Source organism: Actinomadura sp. NBRC 104412 (assembly GCF_030269515.1).
Classification (GTDB): Bacteria; Actinomycetota; Actinomycetes; order Streptosporangiales; family Streptosporangiaceae; genus Spirillospora.
In genome coordinates this window covers 296997-310226 of sequence record NZ_BSTM01000001.1, presented here as the reverse complement: position 1 = coordinate 310226, position 13230 = coordinate 296997, and the positions used below count along the sequence as shown (strand labels likewise).

Sequence of the window (13230 nt, the reverse complement as noted above, 5' to 3'; positions counted from 1 at the left end):
AATCTGCTTGTGTGTTTTTGCGTCATCGACCGAGAGGGGCCGACACCAGAACGGGGGTTCGCGCTCGTGCGGGACGGCATCGACCACCAGGCGCTGCTGGGCCGCAGGGACAGGCTGTTCAGCCCGGATCCGCGGCTCGGCTGGGTGTTCCGCGACCGCTGGTGGTTCCTGCGCCCGTTCCCCGAGGCGCCTCCCCAGCGGCGGCAACTCCCCGACTACCTGGCCCGCAGGGTCACCGACACCGAGCGGGACGCGCGGCACCGCCTGCGCCGCACCCTTCCCGCCAGCCTGGGAGTCGCCGCGATCCTCGCGCTCTTCGCGGCCTGCACCGCGTCCGGCGGCGGCGCCGGGACCCCCGTCCCGGCGGGCGCGCTGCTGCTGGCACTGATCGCCGCGGCACCCGGGACGGCCCTGACGCTGATCGCCGTCCAGCGGCGCAACGGCGCGCGGCAGGCGTACGAGCTGGCGCACCGGCAGACCGTCGGGGGCTACGAGGAGGCGGCCCGGCAATGGCAGGCGCGCAAGCAGGCGCACGAGGCCGCCGAACGCGCCCGCCTCGACGGCCTTCCCGAGTGGGGCGCGGTGCCGCGCCCGTCCCGCCGCCTGGACGTGTTCGGCGGCACGCTGTGGTCCTGGGAGGCGCTGCTCACCACGTACGGGACGTCCACCCTCGCCGCGCAGCCGCTGCTGGTGCTGGACCTGTCCCGCGAGCTCGTCAGCGGTGAGCTGGTCTCGCTCGCCCAGCACGCCTGGAAGGGCGTGGACGTCCAGCTCCTGCCCGGCCGCCAGGAGTCCGCGACGCTGCTGGTCGACCTGCCGCCGCGCGACCTGGTGGACGCCATCGTCGAGTCCATGCACGGCGGCACGCCCGAGACCGCCCGCGCGGAACGCAGCATGGACGACCGGATCCTCACCACCGTGTGCGGCGCCCTCAACGGCGACATCACCTTCGGCCGGATCGCCGCCGCCCTGCGCGCCCTGATGGGCGAACCCGACACGTCCGACGCCCTCACCCGCGACGAGCGCCGCCGCATCGCCAGTGAGCTCTTCACCGTCGAGTACCGGCGCCAGGCGCACGCCAACCTGTCGCGCATCGAGTCCTACCTGCACCCCCTGGAGAACCTCGGCACAGCGCCGCGCGAGGACCGCTCCGCCGGCTACCTGACCGTCGTCGCGCTGGACAGCCGCGCCCGCAACGTCCGCTCCGAGCTGCTCACCGACCTGATCGTCCAGTGGGTCACCCATCGCATCGCCGCCACGTCCGACTCCACCCCCGCCGTGGTCGTCGCCGGAGCCGACGAGCTGGCCCGGCGCCACCTGGAACGGCTGTCGGACGCCTGCGAGCGACGCGGCGTGCCCCTCACGTTCCTGTTCCGGCGCCTGCGCGAGACGTCCGCCGAACTGATCGGGGGCGGCGCGGTGGCGTTCATGCGGCTCGGCAACAACGAGGACGCGACCCGCGCCGCCGACTTCATCGGCCGCGAGTACCGCTTCGTCCTGTCCCAGATCACCAAGAGCGTCGGCGGCAACGAGTCCCACACCAGTTCCGACACCAGCGGCCACAGCGACTCGGAGACCTACTCCACCAGCCGCACCACCGGCACGTCCACCAACTGGGGGACCAGCCGCTCGTCGGGCGTCACCTACTCGGGCGGCGAGATGTTCGGCCTGTTCCCCGACCGCTCCACCAACCGCCAGTCCGGCTCCAACCGGGGCGGCTCACGCAGCACCAGCGACACCACGGGCACCTCGACCTCCACCTCGCGCAACTGGTCCGCCACCTACTCCTATGCCGAGGGCACGAACTGGAGCGACACCGACTCCACGCAGCGCGTCTACGAGTACGTCATCGAACCTGTCACCCTCCAGCACCTTCCCGACCACGCCCTCCTCCTGGTCGAGTCCGCGCCGGGTGGCGGTCGCGTCCTGACCCCTGTCGAGTGCGACCCCGCCATCGTGACCCTGGACCGGGTGAGCCTCGACCCCCTGCCCGACCCGCCCGCTCCGCAGCAGGCCATCTCCTCGGGAGTTCCGGCCACCACTCCGGGCTGGACCGCCGCCCCGCCTGCGGCGCCCGTCCCGCGAGAACCCCTTCCGCTGCAACCGGGTCCGCCTCCGGGGCACCAGTCCGGTCCCCGCCATGGCCCGCCACCCCTCTTCGGCGGCAAGTCCTGACGGGCTCAGGCGGCGCAGAACTCGTTGCCTTCGGGGTCCCGCATGAGCCACCAGTGACCGGCGGGACCCTTGTCCACTTCGCGGACGCGGGTCGCGCCCAGGCTTTCCAGGCGCTCGACCAGGTCGTCCAAGCCGCCCGGCCCGCTGTGGACGTCGATGTGCAGGCGGTTCTTGACGGTCTTGCGCTCGGGAACGTCCTGGAACAGCAGTCGCCGGCCGTGGCCGATGCCGCTGGTCTCGTCGAACGGGTCGTCGGGGTGCCGGATCGCCGAGTAGCCCCGGAAGATCTTACGACCGCCATGCTCGGTGACCGCCTCGGCGTCGATACGCCCCGCCGCGAGCAGTTGCTCGATGAGCGGGGTGGGATCCTCCACCTCGTACTCCAGCGCCGCGGCCCAGAAGTCCGCGATGACGGGTGCGTTCACGCTGTCGATGACCAGCTTCCAGCCCAATGCCATGTGACCAGTCCTAATGCCTGTCGCCGGCCGGTCGCAAGCGAGGGACGGCGGCGTGCCTCAGGCGAGTCGGCGGCGCAGGCGCTCGGCCCGGCGCAGCAGGCGCGGGGGCAGGGGCTTGTCGGCGGGCGTGGCCTCCAGCCGGTGCTCTATCGCCGCGAGAAGGCCGGGGCCCAGGCCGAGGCGTACGGCGAAGTCGTCGGCCTGGAACTCGGTGCGGTCGGTCAGCGGGCGTGCCGCGCGGTGCAGGGCATGGGTCAGGGCGGCGGGCACAACGGCGATGACGGTCACCGCGGTGGCGAGGGCGGCGAGCAGGAAGACCAGCAGAAAGCCGATGGGACGGTGCCATGCGACCGCCCGTCTCCACATGGGCCCGACCGGTGTCCATAAGGCGCTGAGCGTCCACCACAGCAGCCTGCTCGGCCAGGTCAGGCGGGTGAAGGACGCGGTGGACCGGTGGCCCAGCTCGTGCGCGAGCACCGCTTCGAGCTGGTTGGGCGCCAGGGTACGGGCCGACCGCTCGGTGACCACGATGTCGTGACCGGTGGTCGCGCAGGCGTTCAGCGTGTCGCGGTCGGTGAGGAGGACGCGGTGGTCGCGCGGGTCCAGCCCGGCCCGGTGGAGGACATGCCGCCAGGGGTCGGCCAGGCGCGCCAGTTCCTTGCCGTCCGGTTCGCGGTGGGGCGTCTTCGAGCGTGGCCGGTACGGGAGCAGGGCCACCGTCCACCAGAGCAGGAAGGGCACCGCCGCGCCCCAGACGGGCCAGCGCAGGTGCAGCGCCACCGCGACCGGACCGACGATCGCCATCTCCGTCGCCAGGGCGGTGAGGAGGGTCAGCGCCGGTGTCGCGGATCGGGGCGGACGCGCGGCGGATGCCCGGGGCGGGGCGTCGACGGCGCGGGGCGCCCGCTGAACGGGCGCCGGCCGAACGGGCGCCGGGCGGGCGAGTGCCGGCTGAGTGGGTGCCGGCTGAGCGGGTGTCGGGGGAGCGGACGGGGCCGGGCCGCGGTTGCCTTCCCAGAGGCGTGACCGGTCGGTCCAGGCTCGGCCGTCCCAGTAGCGCTCGCGTCCCATCCAGTGCGGATCCGGATACCAGCCGGGCGACGCGCTCACCGGGTTCCTACCTCCGGTCCGGGGGGTTGAACGGCGTTGACTCCGAGGTTTCCGCACCGTGCGCCACAGCGTCAACACGGTGTGCGTGAGACGTGAATCTACGGCCCCGTAGAGATCTTTTACCGCCGTGCAACGCGGACGTAATCGGCCAAGATCGTCATTTGGAATCTTTTCGACCGAAACCAGTCGAAAGGAACGCCCTATGTCCCTCTTCCCGCGTGCCCGCGAACGGGCCCGCGGATCCGCGCGGGGCTCGGCGTTGAGATCCGCGGTCGCCGGTGTCGCGCTGGTGTCGGCGCTCGTGGCCGGTGGGACCGCGTACGCGGCCCCGGTGCCGTCCCCCTCGAAGGACTGGACGATCGAGGCGTTCCAGGGCGGCGGCCATCGCGTGACGCTGCGGCTGGACGAGCCGCTGCCCGTCCGCGACGCGGCGCCCGAGCTCCAGGTGCCGGTGCGCGGCGACACGGTGGCGGCGGACGGCCCGCAGTCCTACCAGGTCGTCGCTTCCGTCCCGGTGAACGCCGTGATCGGCGCCGGGTTCGCCCGCCTGGTCGTCATCGACGACGACCAGGCCGCCTGAGCCGGTGAGGCGCGCGCCGTCGTCAGCGGCGGGTGAACACCCCGATCCCGTTGGCGACGGCGCGCTCCGTCCCGTCGGAGGGCACGTTCCGGACGGTCGCGGACGGCTCGCCGGGGAGGCGCGCGACGAACGTCGAGGAGCCGCCGCCGTCCAGGTTCACCGCGTCGTCCGCGCCGGCCCGGTCGAGCAGGCCGGCCAGCTCGGCGACGGTCAGCCCGCCGCTGCGCGCCGACCTGCCGTCCACGACCACCAGGTACAGGTACCGGCCGTCCCCGCCGACCCCGGCCGCCGTACGGGGCGCCGGCCGGCGGGTGTCGAGCCCGTCGAGCGGCACGCCGTCCCGGAGGATCGGGAACCCGCCGAGGGCGAAGCGGAACCGCTCGGGGCCGGTGAACCGGTACCGGACGCTCACCCGGTCGCCGGGACGCAGCGTCCGCAGCGCTCCGGCGGCCTTCTCGCGCCCGACCAGGACCGTCGTGTCAGGCGGTATGGCGCCCGCGCCCACCGCCTCCTCGACCTTGACGACCGCGCCACGCCGCACGGTGACCTCGGCGGTGTCGGTGCTGCACGGGTCGTCCCTGTCGGTGTCGCTGCCGCACACCGCGCGCCGGCGTGACACGCCGCCCCAGTCGCTGGTGAACGCCCCGGCACCGCCGACCGGCAACGCGTACTGGTTGAGCCCGCGCAGCGGCAGCGTGGCTTTGCGGGAACGGATCGTCCCTTGCAGGGTCAGCCGTGCCACGTGCGCGCGCTCGTCCTCGCCCACGCCGATGACGTCCTCGGTGGTCGTGGCCGGCGGCAGTTCCGGGCCGAACCGCTGGCCGGCCGGGACCGCGGCCTTGAGCGGGCGCCCGTCGTCCACCTCGGGCCCGACCGGCGACCCGGTCGCCTCGACGCCCGGCTGGGTGTTGCCGATATTGAAGCCGATATTGAAGAAGTCGCCGTTCACGCCGCCGACGGCGTGCCGGGCGTTGGCCATCGACGACACCGTTCGGCGGGCGGCGACCACCGGCGGGCGCAGCAGTCCCACCTCGACCCGTGGGTCGCGCAGGTCGATCGTCATGAGGTCGCCGAGGGCGGGGCCGCCGATCCCCGAGGTGGCGAACGTCCGGAACGTCACACCCGGCGCCACCTTCGCGGTGAAGGTGTACTCCGGCGCGGTCACCCCGGCGGTCGTGGCGTCCGCGACCGCCGGAACCGCGCCGCACAGCGCGGCCCACGACCCGCCCGCCACCAGGCAGACCGACCACCGTCGCCTCACCGACCCCGCCCTTCCCAGCAGCCCGCGGTACACCGGCCTGCTGATCATGGCCGAAACGGTGGGGCGACGGTGGGATGTGGCGGCCCTCGCCGCCGTTCGGGGTCAGTTCAGCGGTGGAACGGCTCGCTGGGCGAGGCCGAGGGCGTAGTCGGGCCACCACGCGCCGGCGGGCGGATCGACGATGCCGTACTCGGGGTCCTCGGGTCCGGCCGTGCCGCGTGTGCATTGGCCATCGGACTCACCGGGGCGCTTCACCCAGAGGAACGCGTCGATGAGGCCGTTGCCGGTGCGGGTGGTCGGGCGGGCTCCCAGGGCGCGTCCGGGCGGGTTGCACCAGTCCTGGGCGTCGGTGTACTTCCCGGGCGGGGGCGTCCAGGGGCCGAGGCCGTTGCGGCTGGTGTCGAGCACGAAGTGGGTGAGCTTGCGCGGGTCGGACGTGACGCGCGCCAAGTCCTCCTGCGAGCACGTCGCCGCGCCTGTGGTCTGCCGGTGGCGCAGGCACTTCGCCAGGTCCGTGCCGTACGCGGTCAGCTCCGCGGTCGTGCGGTAGTTGGACACGTTGAGGAAGAAGCCGTCCGCCTTGGCGATGCCGCCGCGCAGCAGGCGGCTGGCCATGCCGAGCTGTTGGCTGGGCACGCCGAAGCCCGCGTCGTAGTCGTTGAGCTGCTGCCACGCGGAGTGGCCCGCGTCGATGTAGACCGCGGTACGCGGAAGCCGCCGGAAGGTGTCGACCGCGTAGTTGATCTCGCGGAAGCGCTGGTCGACCAGGGAGAAGTCCTCGGGGAGGCCGGTGGAGCCGCCGCCGCCCTCGCCGCACCAGGGCTCGCTGGACAGCAGCGCGAGCCCGTCCGGCTCGACGATCACGACGGCCCTGTGGCCGCCGACCGCGGACGCGAACGCCTTGATCCATTCCCGGTACGCCTGCTCGCTGGGCGCGCCGCCGGCCGAGTACTGGGAACAGTCCCGTCCCGGGACGTAGTACGCGACCAGGACGGGCACCGACCGCTGCCGCACCGCCTGCCGCATCGTGGCCTGGACGGACTTGCGGACCTCCGCGGGCGTGCCGCTGGTGAACCAGACCGCCTGCGAGACCTTGGAGAGGGCCCGCATGTGCTTCGCGTCCTCGGCGCGTCCGGCCTTCGCCCAGATCCTCGCCTGGTTCCCGGCGTTGGTCTCGGGTTCGACGTAGAAACGGGTGTGGCGGTCGAGCGGGTCATGGGACCGGGTCGTCGCCTGTGCGGGCGCGGCGCTGCCCAGCAGGGTGACGAGCAGGGAAAAGAGCAGGGCCGCCGCGGCGGCCGGAAGGCCGGGACGTGGTTTCATCATGCTCCCTCATGGGTGGGCGCTGGGGTGTGGGAGCGCTCCCATGCTCCCAGCTATGGGAGCGCTCCCATGAGCCCGGTGAATGCACAGCGTCCCGTTGACCCGGGCGCCCGTCAACCCCTCGGCCCAGGCCGGATCAGGCCCCGGACGGCGTCGGCGCGTTGGCCCGATCCGGCCGCGCCCGCGCGGGTCGGTGAGAGATTCTCGCGACCATAATTCCATGATGATCACTTTGCGCGGAGCGGCCTGGGGCGCGGTCCTCGTGTCGGGCACGCTCTGTTCCGGGGCCTGTTCGGCCGGTTCGGACATCGAGGGAAGGGCGTCCGGCGGCCCATCCGTCAGGCCCATATCCCTCCAGGAGTACGAGTCCAGGGTGGCGAGCGCGGTCAAGCCTTTGCAGTCGGCGTTGAAGGAACTCGACAAGGCCAAGGGGTACAAGGGCCTGGAAGGCCGGGTCACCGCGGTCCGGCAGGCGACGGGCCAGACCGCGAACGCGCTGCGGGCCGTGACACCGCCCCCGGCGACCGCGCGGGAGCATACGAATCTGCTCCTCGCGTTGCAGCGGACCTACGCCGATCTGAACGTCGTCGCCGACCTGGTGGACGGCCGGCACCTGTGCACCGGCGGCGCGGTGAGGGCCAGGGTGGGCGACACCGACGGCGCCACGGCCCTCCGCACCGGCATCACGGCGCTGGAGGCCAAGCTCCCCGGCGGCGCCGTCGAACTGGCCGTGCCGGCCGCCGGTCAGAAGCGGTCCAAGCGCCCGTCCAACGGGAAGCTGATCCACTCCGGCAGGCGCGGCGGGCGCGGCTCGCTCATCGTCAGAGGCGGCGGCGATGACGCCGTGGTCGCCCTGGCCAAGGGCAAGAAGACCTTCCTGTCCGTCTACGTCCGCAGCGGTAAGAAGACCACCGTCAGGGGTATTCCGGACGGCAAGTACACCGTCTACATCGCCGAGGGCACCGACTGGGACGCCAAGGCCCGGACCTTCGGCCGGGAATGCGCGTTCGAGCGCTTCAAGGACCCGATCGGCTACCGCACGACCGTCACGGCAACCCGCATCTCCTGGAAGGACTGGACGATCCACCTCGAATCGGACTCCGGCGATCCCGCCAACACGGAGACGGTGGACCCGGAGGACTTCCCCGAGGACTGAGCCCCTGTCCGGCATCGTCGCCGTTCTCATCGCCCTTTCCGCGACCCTCCCGGCGCGGGAAGGGCGATGAGCAGGTCCCGCAGGCGAGGCGACATCTCCTCCGGCAGCCCGTCCACCGCGTACCAGCGGCCGTCCAGGATCTCGCCCGGGTCCAGATCGAGCCGGCCGCCGACGAGCTCGGCCTCGTAGTACGCCTCGACGCGGAATCGGAAGCCGCTGGCCAGCCACACCGGCGGCCCCGCCACCTTCACCTGGAGCCCCGTCTCCTCCCGCACTTCGCGTGCGACGCCGTCCTCCAGCCGTTCGCCCGCGTTGACGTAACCGCCCGGCAGCCCCCACGCCCGGTACGGAGGCCACAGCCGGTGCCGCAGCAGCAGGATCCGCCCCTCCTCGTCCCGGACGATCCCGGCGGCGTAGACCAGGAACGTCCGGTGCCTGATCCGCGCCACCCGCCATTGGACGCGCCCGCTCAGCATCCGCCACACCCGCGCGAGCAGCCGACGCCCTACCGATACCTGCCGCATGCAGCCGATCGTTCCAGACCGTCCGAGCCGACGTGCGCGCGCAGCACGGGCTCGCACGGCGGCCCGGCCCGCGCGAGCCGTCAGTACCCGAGGTCGCGCTTGAGGTCCTCGTCGGTGAGGGAACCGGCCGCGACGCCCTCCCGTGCCGCCCTCGCGATCCTCCTCTGGACGGCCTCGTTCAGCGGGGCCTCCTGACCGGCCAGCCGCGCCAGCAGCACGATCTCCCCGTTCAGGTGATCGGTCTCGACGCTGCCCGCCCTGGCCAGGCTCTGCCAGGTGGAACTGTGCTGGGCGGGACGGCCGGGGATGTCGGACGCCACGACGTCGGCGCGCACCTCGGCGGCCTCCTCGATGAGCGTGGCGGGTTCGATGCCGTGTGCCTCCAGGGCGCGCCGCCCCTCCGCGCGCAGCGCCTCGGCGGCCTGGTCGCGCAGGTCGCTGGGGGCGTAGAGGGCGTCGAGCGCGTTCACCAGGTTGCTCAGGAGCTTGGCGGCCTTCCAGGAGACGATGTCGGGCACCGTCCCGGCGTGGAAACCGGCCGTGCGCAGGTCGGCGGCGACGTCGTCGGCGACGGGGGAGTGGCCGGAGGGGTACCGGCCGATCCAGAAGGCGCCGGTCACGGGCTTGGCACGTGCCACGACCTCGCCCGGCGCCAGGTGGCTCGCGGGCAGCCACACCACCGCGCCCAGGACCAGCGGGAAGCGGCGCAGCGCCGTCCGCTCGTTCTCCAGCCCGTTCTGCAGGGTCAGGATCGGGACGGTCTCGGCGCCCCGCACCGGGCGGTGCGCCCAGTCCTGCAAGGCCCGCTCGGTGTCCTGGGACTTGGTGGCCAGGACCAGGACGTCGCCCTCCTCCAGGTCGACCTCGTCCGGGCCGCCCGCGACCTCCAGCGCCACCCGCCGCTCACCCTCGTGACGGACGTAGAGCAACCCGTCGCGGCGCAGCACGGCGCCGTTCTCCCCGCGCGCGATCAGCACCGCCGGAACCCCGGCCAGGGTCAGTTGCGCCGCCACGGTCGCGCCGATCGCCCCGGCACCGATGATCACATATCGCCTCATGTGCCCGAATCTAGCCGCCGGCCCGATCGCGACGGCGGCCGGGCGTGCGGCGAGGGTTCGGTGAGCTGGCGGACAGGTCGTAGGTCCACGCGGCGGCGGCCACCGGGTCGCCGATGGACCCGGGCACGGTCAGGCCGTACTGGCGGCGGGTCCCGTCGCGTTCGACCGAGCCGTTGACGGCGAGCAGCACTTTGGTGTGCCCGGAGACGCCGTAGAGTTTCAGCTCGCCGCCGGGGTTGCCCGGGTCGGGCGCGGACGCGACCAGCCGCAGCCCGGCCTCGCGGACGTGAGCGGGGACGGAACCCAGTGGAAGCGGGGTGGTCCGAGCCCGACCAGACGGTAGAGCGCGGAGATGGCGGCCTCCGCCGCCGGACGGTCGGCGGGCCGTGTGGACGACGCGCGGCGAAGCCACGCTTGGCGGATCTCGGCGGCGTCCCACTGCGCGTGTCCGCTCATCGGACCAGGGCGGCGGCGCCCCTTTCACAGACCATGAGGTGAACGATCGCAGAGCCGCGCGGTGCCCGTCCAACGGATTTTCCCGTGGGCCTGCCCGGCCGGGCCGCTCTACAGCAGCCCGGCCAGCTTGTACAGGACGAGGGACCCGGCCACGGCCACGTTCAGGCTGTGCCCGGTGCCGACCATGGGAATCTCCACGGCCTGGTCGAGGAGGTCGAGGGCGTCGGGCGGGATGCCGTACTGCTCGTGGCCGAGCACCGCGACGGTCCGCTGTCGCGCCGCGGGCAGGTCGGCCAGCCGTACCGCCTCGTCGGCCAGTTCCACGCCGACCACGCGCGTGCCGTCCTCCCGTTGCCGGGCCAGCCATTCCAGCGGGTCGTTCACCCAGTGGACGCATGAGGGATGGCGCAGCGTGTTGCCCTTCTCCAGCGCCTCGGGCACCCATCGGAAGCGGGGAACGGCCAGGCAGGCGCCTACGGCGTCGCAAGTGCGGAGCAGTGTGCCGAGGTTCGCGCCGTGCAACGGCCACAGCGGGGCGGCGATGAGATGATCCCAGCAGGAGTGCCGGCGCCGGCGCCTTGAGCGTCTCAACTCGCGTCTGGGACGGGGCCGGATCGCCCCCGTGCGGGCGGTCACCGGGCCGGGGCGGCGAGACACCCCCTGATCGATACGGTCCTCATGGACATCAGAGGGTACGTCACCGCTCGTCCAGCCGGTAGACGCGGCGGGCGTTCCCGGCACCGGCCAGCTCGGCGATGCGGCCGGCGTCGGCCTCCGTCCAGGCGCCGTCGTCCAGGCCGTCCCGCAGGAAGTCCGACAGGCCCCTGCGGAACAGCAGCGCGCCGAGGTGGTACAGCTCGGGCAGGCCGAAGGCGTCGGAGGAGTACAGGAACTTCCCGAACGGGATCAGCTCCAGGGCCTCGGCGATGAGCGCGGGCGCCCGGTGGCCGAGGTTGTGCGTGGCGAGCCCCACGTCCGCGAACACGTGCGGGAACACCTGCGCGAGGTAGCCCGCGTTCCGGTGGTACGGGTAGTTGTGCAGCAGCATGATCGGCGTCCCGGAGTCCCGCGTGGCGCGCAGCAGCGGCGTCAGCAGCAGCGGGTCGCAGCGGTGCAGGTCGACATCGGAGTCCCCGTACCCCACATGGAACTGGAGCGGCAGCCCGAGGTCGATCCCGCACCACACGAGGAACGCGTGCAGCGTCACGTCGGCCAGCCGGGGGTTCCCGGACGCGAGCCAGTCCCCGGCCGCCGCGGCGACCTCGCTGTCGGACGGGCGTTCGGCGGGCAGGTCGAGCCCGACCCGGTAGGCCGCGATCGACTTCACGCCGACGGCGTTCGCCGCGCGCTCGTGCAGGCGGGACCGGACGGCGTCGGCGAAGTCGAGCGGGGACGGCTCGGTGGCCGCCACCTCCTCGGCCACCCGCTCCAGCCGGACGATCTCGTACGCCGGAGCCTTGGCCAGCTCTCCCATCTCGCCGGGGGACAGGATCGCGTCGGGCGTGTAGCCGGTGTCGACGCACAGCGCCGCCGTCCCGGTCGCGCGCAGGAACCGCCGGTTGACCTCGTCCGGCCCGAGTTCGGCGCGGCGCTCCAGGTAGTCGCCGGGCCGTGCGTGCGGCGGCAGGTCCAGGACGGGCGCGCACCAGCGGCGCACGGCCAGCCCGAGCTGCGAGTCGAACAGCGACCCGCCGAGCGGGCCGGGCCCGCCGGACTCGTTGAGCATCGACTCGAACCCGTCGCGGTCCAGGTCGCGGCGCACCACCCCGTGGCAGTGGTGGTCGACGAGCTGGAGCGCCTCGACGCTGGGAAGCAGGGAGCCCATGGACGATTATGGTCACGAGGGCGATCCGGGCGAGGACCGTCAAGCCCCTTCGAGGAAATCGGCGAGTCCCTGGAGGAGCCGGTCCACGTCTTCGGTGTTGGTGTAAGGCGCGAGGCCGACGCGCAGTCCGCCGCCGTCGCCCAGGCCGAGCCTCCGGGACGCCTCCAGCGCGTAGAACGAGCCGGACGGGGCGTCCACGCCACGCGCGGCGAGGTAGCGGTAGGCGTCGACCGTGCCGCGTCCATCGAAGGTCAGCAGCAGCGTGGGGGTGCGTTCCGCCGCCCGTGAGTGGACGGTGACGCGGGGAAGACCGGCGAGGCCCTCTTCGATCCGGAGCCGCAGCGCGTCCTCATGCTTTTCGAGGGCCGCGAACGCGGAGATGAGACGGCGGCGCCTGTCGCCTTCCGCGTCCGGGCTCAGCCCGGCGAGAAAGTCGACGGCGGCGCGGGTACCGGCCAGGAACTCGTACGGAAGGGTGCCGAGCTCGAATCGTTCGGGGACGGCGTTGGTCGACGGCAGCAGCTTGTCCGGTTCCAGGGTTTCCAGAAGCTCTGGGCGGGCGGCGAGCACCCCCAGGTGAGGTCCGAGGAACTTGTACGGGGAGCAGGTGAAGAAGTCCGCCCCCAACCGCTCGAGGTCGACGGAGACGTGCGCGGTGTAGTGGACGCCGTCCACGTACAGGAGCGCCCCGCCCTCATGCGCCGCCTGCGCGATCGCCGGGATGTCGGGACGCGTGCCGATGAGGTTGGAGGCCGCGGTGACCGCCACCAGCCGCGTGCGCTCGGACAGCGCCTCCCGCACGGCGTCCACCGGCAGCTCACCGGTCGCCGGATCGAAGTGGGCCCAGCGCACCGTGGCTCCGGCGGCCTTCGCGGCCTGCGTCCAGGGACGGATGTTGGAGTCATGGTCCAGGCTGGTGACCACCACCTCGTCCTGAGACGTCCAGGTCTTGGCGAGGGTCCGGGAGAAGTCGTACGCGAGCTGCGTGGCGCTGCGGCCGAAGACGATCCCGGACGGGGACGCGCCGAGCAGGTCCGCCATCGCCCGCCGCGCGTCCAGGACGAGCCTGTCGGCGTTCCGCTCCCCCGTGGTGTGCGCGCCCCGGTTGGACAGCGGCCCGGCCAGCGCGTCGGCGATGGCGTCGATGACGGGAAGCGGCGTCTGCGTGCCGCCGGGTCCGTCGAAGTGGGCGGACCCGTCCTTCAACGCGGGGAACAGCGCGCGCACGGCCGCCACGTCGTAGGCCACGTCGTCAGCCACGTCATCGGTCATGGGACTCTCCTTTTCGCCGTTCACCGGTTTGT

Annotated in this window: 13 protein-coding genes and 1 pseudogene; 3 read left to right on the top strand and 11 right to left on the bottom strand. The window is 72.9% G+C overall.

Features of this window, described 5'->3' with window-relative positions; translation table 11 throughout:
* Nucleotides 1-66 precede the first annotated feature (66 nt).
* Nucleotides 67-2175 (top strand): hypothetical protein, encoded by a 2109-nt coding sequence (locus QSK21_RS01460; RefSeq protein WP_285692973.1) that lies wholly within the window; start codon nt 67-69, stop codon nt 2173-2175.
* A gap of 5 nt (nt 2176-2180) precedes the next feature.
* On the opposite strand, the gene QSK21_RS01455 is transcribed toward QSK21_RS01460, so the two are convergent.
* The 3 genes and pseudogenes from QSK21_RS01455 to QSK21_RS36030 all read right to left on the bottom strand — a co-directional run.
* Entirely contained in the window at nt 2181-2633 is a 453-nt protein-coding gene (locus QSK21_RS01455) for a VOC family protein (protein ID WP_285692972.1), read from the bottom strand.
* A gap of 57 nt (nt 2634-2690) precedes the next feature.
* Nucleotides 2691-3437 carry a M48 family metalloprotease gene (locus QSK21_RS01450; RefSeq protein WP_285692971.1) on the bottom strand — a complete coding sequence of 249 codons (747 nt, stop codon included), beginning with the start codon at nt 3435-3437 and terminating at the stop codon, nt 2691-2693.
* Nucleotides 3438-3623: 186 nt separating this feature from the next.
* A pseudogene (locus tag QSK21_RS36030) lies at nt 3624-3743 on the bottom strand (DUF2510 domain-containing protein); the annotation flags it as partial.
* Between the two features lie 202 nt (nt 3744-3945).
* On the opposite strand from QSK21_RS36030, the gene QSK21_RS01445 reads away from it, so the two are divergent.
* Nucleotides 3946-4323 (top strand): hypothetical protein, encoded by a 378-nt coding sequence (locus QSK21_RS01445; RefSeq protein ID WP_285692969.1) that lies wholly within the window; start codon nt 3946-3948, stop codon nt 4321-4323.
* Nucleotides 4324-4345: 22 nt separating this feature from the next.
* On the opposite strand, the gene QSK21_RS01440 is transcribed toward QSK21_RS01445, so the two are convergent.
* Both QSK21_RS01440 and QSK21_RS01435 read right to left on the bottom strand, forming a co-directional pair.
* A complete protein-coding gene (locus QSK21_RS01440) occupies nt 4346-5632 on the bottom strand; it encodes a phosphodiester glycosidase family protein (RefSeq protein ID WP_285692967.1) in 1287 nt (428 codons plus the stop codon).
* Nucleotides 5633-5686: 54 nt separating this feature from the next.
* Nucleotides 5687-6910, bottom strand: coding sequence for a glycoside hydrolase family 6 protein (locus tag QSK21_RS01435; protein ID WP_285692965.1), 1224 nt, complete (start codon nt 6908-6910; stop codon nt 5687-5689).
* A gap of 217 nt (nt 6911-7127) precedes the next feature.
* On the opposite strand from QSK21_RS01435, the gene QSK21_RS01430 reads away from it, so the two are divergent.
* Nucleotides 7128-8063: a hypothetical protein gene (locus QSK21_RS01430; protein ID WP_285692964.1), complete on the top strand. Its 936-nt coding sequence runs from the start codon at nt 7128-7130 to the stop codon at nt 8061-8063.
* Nucleotides 8064-8089: 26 nt separating this feature from the next.
* On the opposite strand, the gene QSK21_RS01425 is transcribed toward QSK21_RS01430, so the two are convergent.
* The 6 genes from QSK21_RS01425 to QSK21_RS01400 form a co-directional block, all read right to left on the bottom strand.
* Nucleotides 8090-8587, bottom strand: a complete 498-nt coding sequence (locus tag QSK21_RS01425) for an NUDIX domain-containing protein (protein ID WP_285692963.1) — start codon at nt 8585-8587, stop codon at nt 8090-8092.
* 80 nt (nt 8588-8667) lie between these two features.
* Nucleotides 8668-9645, bottom strand: coding sequence for a ketopantoate reductase family protein (locus tag QSK21_RS01420; protein ID WP_285692962.1), 978 nt, complete (start codon nt 9643-9645; stop codon nt 8668-8670).
* Nucleotides 9646-9655: 10 nt separating this feature from the next.
* The gene (locus tag QSK21_RS01415; RefSeq protein ID WP_285692959.1) at nt 9656-10057 is read right to left on the bottom strand and encodes a hypothetical protein; all 402 of its coding nucleotides are present in this window, start codon (nt 10055-10057) and stop codon (nt 9656-9658) included.
* Between the two features lie 152 nt (nt 10058-10209).
* Nucleotides 10210-10737 carry a TrmH family RNA methyltransferase gene (locus QSK21_RS01410; RefSeq protein ID WP_285693317.1) on the bottom strand — a complete coding sequence of 176 codons (528 nt, stop codon included), beginning with the start codon at nt 10735-10737 and terminating at the stop codon, nt 10210-10212.
* A 61-nt stretch (nt 10738-10798) separates the two neighbouring features.
* Nucleotides 10799-11926, bottom strand: a complete 1128-nt coding sequence (locus tag QSK21_RS01405) for an amidohydrolase family protein (RefSeq protein WP_285692957.1) — start codon at nt 11924-11926, stop codon at nt 10799-10801.
* 39 nt (nt 11927-11965) lie between these two features.
* Nucleotides 11966-13198: a cysteine desulfurase-like protein gene (locus QSK21_RS01400; RefSeq protein ID WP_285692954.1), complete on the bottom strand. Its 1233-nt coding sequence runs from the start codon at nt 13196-13198 to the stop codon at nt 11966-11968.
* Nucleotides 13199-13230: the final 32 nt, after the last annotated feature.

Bases quoted from the DNA above. Each gene is read 5' to 3' on its own strand.
- QSK21_RS01445 (WP_285692969.1), top strand. From the start codon at position 3,946: ATGTCCCTCTTCCCGCGTGCCCGCGAACGGGCCCGCGGATCCGCGCGG.
- QSK21_RS01450 (WP_285692971.1), bottom strand. From the start codon at position 3,437: ATGGCGATCGTCGGTCCGGTCGCGGTGGCGCTGCACCTGCGCTGGCCC.
- QSK21_RS01440 (WP_285692967.1), bottom strand. From the start codon at position 5,632: ATGATCAGCAGGCCGGTGTACCGCGGGCTGCTGGGAAGGGCGGGGTCG.
- QSK21_RS01455 (WP_285692972.1), bottom strand. From the start codon at position 2,633: ATGGCATTGGGCTGGAAGCTGGTCATCGACAGCGTGAACGCACCCGTC.
- QSK21_RS01425 (WP_285692963.1), bottom strand. From the start codon at position 8,587: ATGCGGCAGGTATCGGTAGGGCGTCGGCTGCTCGCGCGGGTGTGGCGG.
- QSK21_RS01430 (WP_285692964.1), top strand. From the start codon at position 7,128: ATGATGATCACTTTGCGCGGAGCGGCCTGGGGCGCGGTCCTCGTGTCG.
- QSK21_RS01435 (WP_285692965.1), bottom strand. From the start codon at position 6,910: ATGATGAAACCACGTCCCGGCCTTCCGGCCGCCGCGGCGGCCCTGCTC.
- QSK21_RS01400 (WP_285692954.1), bottom strand. From the start codon at position 13,198: ATGACCGATGACGTGGCTGACGACGTGGCCTACGACGTGGCGGCCGTG.
- QSK21_RS01420 (WP_285692962.1), bottom strand. From the start codon at position 9,645: ATGAGGCGATATGTGATCATCGGTGCCGGGGCGATCGGCGCGACCGTG.
- QSK21_RS01405 (WP_285692957.1), bottom strand. From the start codon at position 11,926: ATGGGCTCCCTGCTTCCCAGCGTCGAGGCGCTCCAGCTCGTCGACCAC.